The organism is Micrococcus sp. HSID17227 (genome assembly GCF_003989405.1).
In the GTDB taxonomy this organism is placed as follows: domain Bacteria; phylum Actinomycetota; class Actinomycetes; order Actinomycetales; family Micrococcaceae; genus Micrococcus; species Micrococcus luteus.
This window is the reverse complement of sequence record NZ_RBLN01000063.1, coordinates 1-9,466: the sequence shown is the minus strand read 5'-3', so window position 1 is coordinate 9,466 and position 9,466 is coordinate 1. Positions and strand designations below refer to the sequence as shown.

General features: G+C 72.8%; 8 protein-coding genes and 1 pseudogene. 4 read left to right on the top strand and 5 right to left on the bottom strand.

All coding sequences use genetic code 11. The features are described 5' to 3' along the window. Window positions 1-266, top strand: a pseudogene (locus tag D8M29_RS05255) (transposase); the annotation flags it as partial. Continuing rightward, on the top strand, window positions 261-1,208 hold the full coding sequence (locus tag D8M29_RS05250; protein ID WP_238692770.1) for a LysM peptidoglycan-binding domain-containing protein: 948 nt from the start codon (window positions 261-263) through the stop codon (window positions 1,206-1,208). The pseudogene D8M29_RS05255 and the gene D8M29_RS05250, both read left to right, overlap by 6 nt. Before the next feature lie 151 nt (window positions 1,209-1,359). On the opposite strand, the gene D8M29_RS05245 is transcribed toward D8M29_RS05250, so the two are convergent. The 3 genes from D8M29_RS05245 to D8M29_RS05235 are packed head-to-tail and all read right to left on the bottom strand — an operon-like array spanning window position 1,360 to window position 4,285. Next, the gene (locus tag D8M29_RS05245) at window positions 1,360-2,040 is read right to left on the bottom strand and encodes an ABC transporter ATP-binding protein (RefSeq protein ID WP_127435292.1); all 681 of its coding nucleotides are present in this window, start codon (window positions 2,038-2,040) and stop codon (window positions 1,360-1,362) included. Beyond that, window positions 2,037-3,305, bottom strand: coding sequence for a hypothetical protein (locus D8M29_RS05240; RefSeq protein ID WP_127435291.1), 1,269 nt, complete (start codon window positions 3,303-3,305; stop codon window positions 2,037-2,039). The genes D8M29_RS05245 and D8M29_RS05240 overlap by 4 nt, the downstream gene beginning before the upstream one ends. Before the next feature lie 17 nt (window positions 3,306-3,322). Continuing rightward, window positions 3,323-4,285 carry a hypothetical protein gene (locus tag D8M29_RS05235; protein WP_127435290.1) on the bottom strand — a complete coding sequence of 321 codons (963 nt, stop codon included), beginning with the start codon at window positions 4,283-4,285 and terminating at the stop codon, window positions 3,323-3,325. 533 nt (window positions 4,286-4,818) lie between these two features. Here D8M29_RS05235 and D8M29_RS05230 point away from each other — a divergent pair. Continuing rightward, complete coding sequence (locus D8M29_RS05230; protein ID WP_127435289.1) at window positions 4,819-5,340, top strand: HPP family protein; 522 nt, start codon at window positions 4,819-4,821, stop codon at window positions 5,338-5,340. 16 nt (window positions 5,341-5,356) lie between these two features. On the opposite strand, the gene D8M29_RS05225 is transcribed toward D8M29_RS05230, so the two are convergent. Together D8M29_RS05225 and D8M29_RS05220 are read right to left on the bottom strand one after the other, a co-directional pair. Further along, window positions 5,357-6,487 carry a histidinol-phosphate transaminase gene (locus D8M29_RS05225; RefSeq protein ID WP_174233304.1) on the bottom strand — a complete coding sequence of 377 codons (1,131 nt, stop codon included), beginning with the start codon at window positions 6,485-6,487 and terminating at the stop codon, window positions 5,357-5,359. A gap of 56 nt (window positions 6,488-6,543) precedes the next feature. Then, complete coding sequence (locus tag D8M29_RS05220) at window positions 6,544-7,272, bottom strand: IclR family transcriptional regulator (protein WP_127445833.1); 729 nt, start codon at window positions 7,270-7,272, stop codon at window positions 6,544-6,546. 199 nt (window positions 7,273-7,471) lie between these two features. Here D8M29_RS05220 and D8M29_RS05215 point away from each other — a divergent pair, with 199 nt between their 5' ends. Next, a complete protein-coding gene (locus tag D8M29_RS05215; RefSeq protein WP_127435526.1) occupies window positions 7,472-9,385 on the top strand; it encodes an FAD-binding monooxygenase in 1,914 nt (637 codons plus the stop codon). Window positions 9,386-9,466: the final 81 nt, after the last annotated feature.

Genomic DNA, 9,466 nt, shown 5'->3' with positions numbered 1-9,466 from the left:
ACCTACGTGCCCGTGGGATCAAAGCGGTCATCCCCGAACCGGCCGACCAGCAGGGCCACCGCAGACGGCGCGGTGCCCGCGGCGGGCGCCCCGTCAGCCTCGACGCGGACGCCTACAAGGGCCGCAATGTCATCGAGCGTCAGTACGCGCACCTGAAGCAGTGGCGGGGTCTGGCGACCCGGTATGACAAGTACGCGATCATCTACAGGGCCGCTGTGGTCCTGAATGCTGTGCTCGCATGGTCAAAACGATTGTCAGACATGCCCTACCTGTACCGCGACGGCATCCACGCGCGGGGCCGGGTCACCCTGACCTCGGGCGGCAGCACGAAGTACGCCGCGGGCACGCCCGTCACCGTGGACACGATCTTCCCGCACCTGGCCACGTCCGCGACCGCGTGCCCGGGGCAGCACCTGATGGCCCGCTTCGACGACCTGCGGGACCGCGCCGAGGCCATCGCGACGGCGGCCGGCCAGCCGCCGGCACCGGCCACCCCGGTTCCGACGCCGGCCCCGACGACCGAGCCGTCGACCGCCGGCACGTACACGGTGCAGCCGAACGACGGTTGGTGGACCATCGCCCGCCGCACCGGGGTGCCCGCGGCCACCCTCCAGGAGCTCAACGGCATGACCGAGTCGACCGTGCTCCACCCGGGCATGGTGCTGCGCACCGTCGCCGACCCGACCGCCCCGGAGCCCACCCCCATCACCACCGGCACCTACACGGTGCAGCCGAACGACGGCTGGTGGGTCATCGCCCGGCGGACCGGCGTCAGCGCCGCGGAGCTCCAGCGGCTCAACGGCATGACGGCGTCGACCGTCCTGCACCCGGGGATGGTGCTCATCACGGCCGCCACGGCGCCGGCCTCCCCGCCCGCGCCTGCCCCGGCCCCCGCCCCGGGCACGTACACGGTCCGCGAGGGCGACGGCTGGTGGCTCATCGCCCACCGCACCGGCGTGACGATGGAGACCCTCCAGCGCCTCAACGGCATGACCGCGACCACCGTGCTGCACCCGGGGATGGTGCTGCGGACCGGCCAGACCGCCTCCGCCCCGGCGCCCTCGCCCGCCACGTACGTGGTCCAGGCGAACGACGGCTGGTGGCTCATCGCCCAGCGCACGGGCGTCTCCATGGAGCGCCTGCAGCGCCTCAACGGCATGACGGTCTCGACCATGCTCCACCCGGGCATGGTGCTGCGCACCGCCTGAGCACCCCGCCGGGACGACGTCGGCCCGCGCCTGCGCGTGAAGGTGCGGGCCGACGTCGTCGGTTGAGTTGTCACCGGTCGTAGGCCGCCGCACCCGGGATAAGTCAACCGACGTTGCTCCCCACGAGAAGTCGACGACGGCGCGCGCCGCTTCAGTCCTGTGGTGCCAGCTCCCCGTCCACGAGGTGCCAGCGCCGATCGCAGGCGGCCGCCACCCTCGGGTCATGGGTCACGACCACCACGGCTCGCTCAGGCCCCACGGCTTCGCGCAGCAGGTCGACGACGTCCCGCGTCCTCGCCTGGTCCAGCGCACCCGTCGGCTCGTCCGCCAGGACCAGCGGCGGCTCGTTGATGAGAGCCCGGGCGACGGCCACCCGCTGCTTCTCCCCGCCGGACAGCGTGCGGGCCCGGTGACCCGTGCGCATTCCCAACCCCACCCGCTCGAGGGCCTCCCCCGCGCGGCGTCGCTGCTCCCCACGCGGGACCCGGTCCGGGCCGTAGCGCAGGGGCAGCATCACGTTCTCCAGTGCGGTGGCGTGCTCCATGAGGGCGAAGTCCTGCAGGACGATGCCGCACCGCTGGTTCCGATACCGGTCCCCGCCCCGGCTCCACGGCTCCGGGAGGGCTTCTCCCCCGAGCAGGACGCGACCCGAATCCGGGGAGTCCAGGCACGCGAGGATCCGCAGCAGGGTGGATTTCCCGGACCCGGAAGGCCCGGTGACGGCGTGCATCTCACCGGCCGGAACCAGCAGAGAGGCCCCCCGGAGGACGGGCACCGCCTCCCCGCCGGAGAGGAACGTCTTGTCCACGTCGTGGACTTCGAGGAGGCTCATGCGGTCTCCGTGGTCGGCCGGTGGCGGCGGGGGCGGCGACCGAAGGTCGCCGCGAGTGCGCGCCAGGAGGACAGGGTGGCGACGGCGCCGATCGCCATGACGGCGATGAGCGCGGTGGACGTCAGACCGGTGGGCGGCGGCCCCGGCAGGGCGGACGCGCCCGCGGTGAGACCGACGGCGGCCGGCAGGACCCACGCGAAGAGCACGGGAACGATGATCCGCACCGCGGCCTGCCAGCGGGCGGCGCCCACGATCGCGGCGATCCGCCAGGTGGGGGCCAGAGCCCGGGCGAGCACGCCGAGAACGCCGAACAGGGAGACGACGGCGCCGAGCACCGCCGCGCCGAACAGGACGAGCAGCGTGCGGGAGCTGGCGCTCAGGGACTGCAGCAGCGCGGAGGACTGCGGAGTCAGGGGTTCGGCGGTGACCACCAGAGCGTCCGTTTCGAGGGCTCGTCCTGCCGCATCCAGTGCCGGGACGGCATCCTGGCCCAGGACGATGGTGCGCAGCAGGAGGCCCTCCAACGCGTCTGGCGGGTACAGGCTCGCCAGCATCGAGGGCGGGACGACCACCAGGACGGCTTCGTCCAGCGGAACCGATCCCATCATCGGATCCAGAGCGGTGGCGCCCGGCGCCAGCCGTCCGGTCACCGGGATCATGGCGTCCTGGAACTGCACACGCGTCGGCGGTGGCAGGACGCCCCCGGCCGTGAGCGCGTACGGATCCTTCGCCGAGGAGTCGCTGCCCAGCACCGCGTAGGGAGCGGCCGTGCCGTCGGCCTCGCGATGCGGGGACTGACCCGTCGGAGACAGCGTCTCGTCGAGACCGGACCCGGCGAAGAAGTCCTCGGTCACCAGCAGGGCGCCGGGGAGGTCATCGCCGAATCGGTCCCCGTAGGGGTCCATCGTGTACGCCGTCCGGTGCGGGTCCGTCAGGAGGGCGAACAGCGCGGCGGTGCGTCGACCGTCGTCGGCGGAGTCGGCCGTGGAGTCGGCAGAGAAGTCGGGCTCGGGCGGCTCCTGCTGCGAGTCGCCAGGCGCGGCGCCGCCTCCCTCCAGATCCCCTGGCCCCGCGAGATAGAAGCCCCGCAACGAGGCCGCACCGAGCTGCTCCCACCGCTGCAGGTGCCGATCGATCTCCTGCGCCTCGCTCGCCTGCTGGAAGGACAGTCCCAAGAGCGAGCACGAGGCGACCGCGTGGACGAAGGCGACCAGCACCAACGGCCAGAACTTCAGCGTGTCGCGCAGCCCGTCGCTCCAGGCCACGCCGAGACTCCGGAGGCTCACCGGGGCGCTCGCATCCAGAGAGAGACCACATGGGTCGCCGCCACGAGCACGGCGTCGCCCAGCAGCACGACCAGGATCACGCCACTCGCGACGAGCGGGGACGGTTCCGTGACCGCGCCGGTCAGCACCATCCCCTGCCACAGCGCGGCCGAGATCCCCGCAGCGCCGAGGAACGGCACCAGGCTCACGCGAGCCCGAGACACGGCGGCCCGGAGCGGGGAGACCCCGAGCAGGCGCAGCACCCGCAAAGAGGGACGTTCCCCCGCGCGCAGAGTCAGCACCCAGAACGCCGTGACGCTCATCAGAGTGAGGCCGGTCAGCGACGAGGTCACGCCGAGCACGGGCGTCCCGAGCGACGCGGTCATCGCCGTGGGTGCCGGCGCCGCGTCGACTTCCAGGCCGGCGGTTCGCAGGTTCTGCAGGAATCCGTCCAGGTCGGCGGGGTCGCCCACGAGGAACCCGACGTAGGCGGCGGCGTTGTCGAACGCCGGGGTCGGCTGGATCACCCCGTCCGAGGGCAGTCCTCGCCAGCGGGCCGATGAGGCGAGGGCCACAGGCCGGCCCGCCAGTTCCCCCTCCCCCGCTGCGCGATCGGCCAGCACACTGCCCTCGCGGACCAGGAAGCCCCGTTCCATGCGCAGAGAATTCAGCATCTGCTCGTCGACACCCGCAAGGCACGGGGCCGTCGGGCCGGTCAGATGGCTTACCCGCGGGTCCGCCCCGTTGGCCATCAGGGTCAGGTTCCGCCCGGTCAGGGCGGCCTCCGTGGCGGACCAGACCTCGCCGCTGCCTCCGATGCCGACATCCCACACCGCGTCGCCGCACTCGGCGGCACCGAAGTACTGCCGCTGGTGGACGGACATGGAGCCCACGAGGCTCAGCGCCAGCCCGCACAGTGCCACGAGCAGCACGGCACGGGTGACGAGCAGCCCGAGCGTCCGGAGTCCCCTGCCCGTCACGGTCAGTTCCCACCGATGGGCTCGGACAGGGCCCCGTACTGCACCCGCGCCACAGCACCGACCGCAGCGGCTCCCCACGCCGCAGTCTTCCTGAGCAGGGCCATGATGGCCTCCTTGCTGTGTGGCACCCAGAGGATCCCCTGATCCCCTGTGACGCCTCCCACATCCCTGTGAGTAGGGTACTCATCCCCCCCCCCGACGGGGTGTCAAGGAGATTCCTCGGCGCATTCCGACCGCGCTCGGGGGCCTCGCCCGTGCCGTGCCGCTGGCCTTTCACGGCGCGGGGCGGCCTGCCGGCCGACGTCGTCGGTTGAGTTATCACCGGTCGTAGGCCGCCGCACCCGGGATAAGTCAACCGGCGTTCCTCCGAGGCCGCACGGGACGCCGAGGACGCCCTCGTGGCGCTGCGCCGCTGAGCGGCCGTCACAGTCCCTCCCCCTCGGCCCCCGGACGGCCCCGGGCCCCGCCCGCGGCCTACCCTGGAGGAGCCCGACCCGGGCCGCGACCGAGTCACGAGGAGATGAGACGAGCGCATGACCCGCCTGCCCGGTCTGCGTCCCCCACGGTTCCTGGACCCGTGGCGTCGCCCGCTGGCCCCCCGTCTGCCCTGGCACGTGGTCCTCGCGGCCTCGATCGCGGGGGCACTGACCATCGCCACCCTCAGCCTCGGCGAGGACCTGGCCTCCGCGCCGCTGCTGGTGGGCGCCTTCGGCTCGTCCTGCGTGCTCGTGTTCCTCGTGCCGCACGGCCCGCACTCCCACCCCGCCAACGTGCTCGTGGGGCACGTGGTCTCAGCCGCATGCGGGATCGCCGTGATCTCCGTGCTGCCCCTGGCCTGGTACTCGCTCGCGGCCGGCATGGGCCTGGCGATGGCCGTCATGGCCGGGCTCCGCGTGATCCACGCCCCCGCAGGCGCCACCGCGCTGACGGTCATGCTGAGCAACGCGGACTGGCACTACCTGGTCACCCCGGTGCTCGCCGGGGCACTGGTCCTCACCGCGTGCGCGCTGCTGTACCGCCGCCTGATGTGGCGGGTGATCGGGCCGCCGGCGTGAGCCCGCGCCGACCCGCTCACGTCAGGAAGTCGCGCGCGACCTCGAGGAAGCGGTCGTTGGCCTCCTGCTCGCCGATGCTCACGCGCACGCCCTCGCCCGCGAACGCCCGGACGGACAGGGCCCGGGCCTGGGCGGCCTCGGCGAACGCCTGCGTGCGCTCGCCGAGCGGCAGCCACACGAAGTTGGCCTGCGATGAGGGCAGGTCCCAGCCGGCCTCGGCCAGGGCGGCGGCGACGCGCTCGCGCTCGTCGACGACGACCTGCACGCGCTCGAGGACCTCGTCCAGGTGCTCGAGCGAGGCGATCGCGGCCTCCTCGGCCACCGTGGACACCGCGAACGGGGTGGCCACGGTGCGCAGGGCCTTCGTGATCTCCGGCTGCGAGACCGAGTAGCCCACGCGCAGGTTGGCCAGGCCGTGCGCCTTCGAGAAGGTGCGCAGCACGACGACGTTCGCGTGCTTGCGGTACATCTCCAGGCCCTTGACCGCGTCCTCGTCGCGGACGAACTCCACGTAGGCCTCGTCGATGACCACGAGGATGTGCGCGGGCACGCGCGCCAGGAAGTCCTCGACCTCGGCGGTCGTGAGCACGGGGCCGGTCGGGTTGTTGGGGGTGCAGAGCAGGATCACGCGGGTCCGCTCCGTGATCGCCTCCAGCATGGCCGACAGGTCGTGGCGGTGGTCCGCCGTGAGCGGCACCTGCACGTCCACGGCGCCGGCGGTGCGGACCACGATCGGGTAGGCCTCGAAGGAGCGCCACGCGAAGATCACCTCGTCGCCCTCCCCTGCCTCGCCGTGGCCGGCGAAGGCGGTGATGACCTGGGCCAGGGCGCCGAGGGAGCCGGCGCCGGTCACGACGTCGTCCGCCGGGACGTCCAGGTGCGTGGCCAGGGCCTGGCGCAGGCCGGTGGAGAGGGTGTCCGGGTAGCGGCAGAGGGTGCTGGGCGCGCCCTCCGGGCCGGTCACGACCTGACGCACCCGGTCGATCACGCCGGGCACGGGCGCGTAGGGGTTCTCGTTCGAGGAGAGCTTGTAGGGGTGCAGGCCCGGGACGGCGACCGGCGGCTTTCCGGCGGCGTACGGCGGCAGCATGCCGACCTTCTTGTGGGGCGCGACCACGGCGGGCGTCTGCTGTGCGTCATCAGTCATGGCCACCAGGGTAATGCGGGCCGCGGACGCCGTGAGCGGCACCACGGGACCCGGGCTCAGGCTGCGCCGAAGGCGACGGCGACGGCCCGGGCCGCCTCACCGAGCCGGTCTCCGAGGCGTGCCGGGTCCTCCGGCCGCGTCGCGTAGACCACGGCGAGGGCGGCGGGCAGCTGGCCGGGGACCCGCAGCGGCACGGCGACCGAGGAGACGCCGGTGATGACCTCGTCGGAGCTGACGGCCCAGCCGCGCTCCCGCACGTCGTCGAGCGCGGGCCGCTCAGGCGGGGCCTCGCCGGGCAGCCGCGCCCACTCCTGTCCGGTCAGGGTGGCGGCGATCGCCATCCCCGGCGCACCGACCCCGAGGGGGTGCCGGGTCCCCGGCCGCTGCGTGACGAGGTTGCCGCTGGGCGGCTCGGCCGTGGCCAGGGTGAGGCAGTGGGCCCCGTCCCACACCACCAGGAACGCGGTCATGCCCAGGTCGGTGGAGACGGCCGTCAGGTGCGGCATGGCCGCAGCGCGCAGATCCTGCTCCACCCGGCGGGCGAGGACGGCCAGGCCGGGGGCGGCGTGGACGCGGCCGAGACCGTCGCGGCGCAGCAGGCCATGGGTCTCGAAGGTGCGCAGCATGCGGTAGGCGACCGAGCGATGGACGCCCAGGCCGTCGGCGAGGTCGGCGATGGTGGGCGGCTCGGGCGCCTCCACGACGGTCTCGAGCAGGGTGAGCGCGCGGGAGAGCGTCTGGGAGGGTGCGCCCTCCCGGACCGGGCCGCCGTCGTGCTCCGCCATCTGTGCTCCTCGCCTCGGGTGCCGGACGTGACGCGCCCGGGGCGTGGTCGGCCCGCGCGCCGGTTGTGAACCCGGTCACGTCCGCGTACAGTCTGGCACACATGTGTTCCCAGGGAGAACACCGTGCTCTCTGAGAGAACACACCGTCGGGTGGCACGCTCGCCGCGCAGCGACATCCCCCGCAGCGAAAGGACCCCCCATGCTCTTCCACCACCACGGCTATGTCTCCACGAACCCGCGCGTCCAGGTGGCGGCCGGCATCGGCCTGGACCGCCCCGCCGAGCTGCCGGACGAGATGGACGTGCTGATCGTCGGCTCGGGCCCGGCCGGCATGATCGCCGCCGCCCAGCTCGCGATGTTCCCGGACGTCCACACCCGCATCATCGAGCGCCGCCCCCACCGCCTCGAGATCGGCCAGGCGGACGGCATCCAGGCCCGCTCCGTGGAGACCTTCCAGGCCTTCGGCTTCGCGAGCGAGATCATCGACGAGGCCTTCGACCTGACCTCCATGGCGTTCTGGAACCCGGCCGAGGACGACGCGGACACGATCGTGCGCACCTCGCTGGCCGAGGACGACCCGGAGGGCGTCTCCGAGTTCCCGCACCTGATCGTGAACCAGGCCCGCATCCTGGACTGGTTCGCCGAGTACATGAAGAACTCCCCCACCCGCGCGCGGCCGGACTACGGCTGGGCGTTCGAGGCCCTCGAGGACACGAACGACGGCGAGCACCCCGTGCTCGTGACCCTGCGCCGCACCGTGGACGCCCAGGGCAACACCCTCGAGGACCCCGCCTCGGGCCCGACCCGCCAGGTGCGCGCCAAGTACGTGGTGGGCGCGGACGGCGCGGGCTCCCGCGTCCGCAAGGCGATCGGCCACACCCTGACCGGCGACGCCGCGAACCACGCGTGGGGCGTCATGGACGCGCTGGCCGACACGGATTTCCCGGACATCCGCACCAAGTGCGCGATCCACTCGTCCAGCGGCTCGATCCTCCTGATCCCCCGCGAGGGCGGCCACCTGTTCCGCATGTACGTGGACCTCGGCGAGGTCCCGGCGGACGACGACCACAAGGTTCGTCAGACTCCGCTCGAGGAGATCATCCGCCGGGCCCAGCAGATCCTGCGCCCCTACACGCTGGACGTGAAGGAGGTCGCCTGGCATTCGGTGTACGAGGTGGGCCACCGCCTCACCTCGGGCTTCGACAACCGCGAGCGCGTGGCCCACCCCAACGTGTTCCTGCTCGGCGACGCCTGCCACACCCACTCCGCGAAGGCCGGCCAGGGCATGAACGTGTCCATGCAGGACGGCTGGAACCTCGGCTGGAAGCTGGGCCAGGTGCTCTCCGGGATGGCCCCGGCCGAGCTCGTGCCGACCTACTCGGAGGAGCGCAAGGAGATCGCCAAGAACCTGATCGACTTCGACAAGGAGTGGTCGACGCTCATGGCCAAGCCCACCTCCGAGCTGGGCGACCCGAACGAGGTGGCCGAGTTCTACACGAAGACCGCCGAGTTCCCGGCCGGCTTCATGACGGAGTACCGGCCCTCCCTCCTCACCACGGACGCCACCGGTCAGGCGCTGGCGCAGGGCTACCCCATCGGCAAGCGCTTCAAGTCGGCGCTGGTGGAGCGCTCGTGCGACACCAACGTCAAGCACCTGGGCCACCTGCACCGCGCGGACGGCCGTTGGCGCGTGTACGTGTTCGCCGACGCCGCCTCCCCGCGCGCCGAGGATTCGAAGGTCGCGGCGTGGGCGAAGGCGATCGTGGAGGACCCGCGGTCCTTCCGCAACCGCCACACCCCGTCGGACGGGCCGGAGGACGCCCGCTTCGACATCAAGGTCGTGTACCAGCAGAAGCAGACCGAGTTCGCCCACCCGGACGTGCCGTCGATCTTCCGGCCGACCACCGGCTCCCTCGGCCTGCACGACCTGAACAACATCTTCGCCACGTGCCGGCCCACGCACGGCGAGGACATCTTCGAGGCCCGCGGCATCAGCCGTGACGGCGCCGTCGTCGTGGTCCGCCCGGACCAGTACGTCTCCGGCGTCTTCGGCCTGGACGAGGTCGACCGCCTGGACGCGTTCTTCGCCGGCGTGCTGCTCGACGCGAACTGAGCGAGCGGGCGACGGGCGCCCCGCCGCCGGCGCGCTCACCGGGATCCCGGGGGCAGGTGGCCCCGCTCGGGCGGCGAGAGC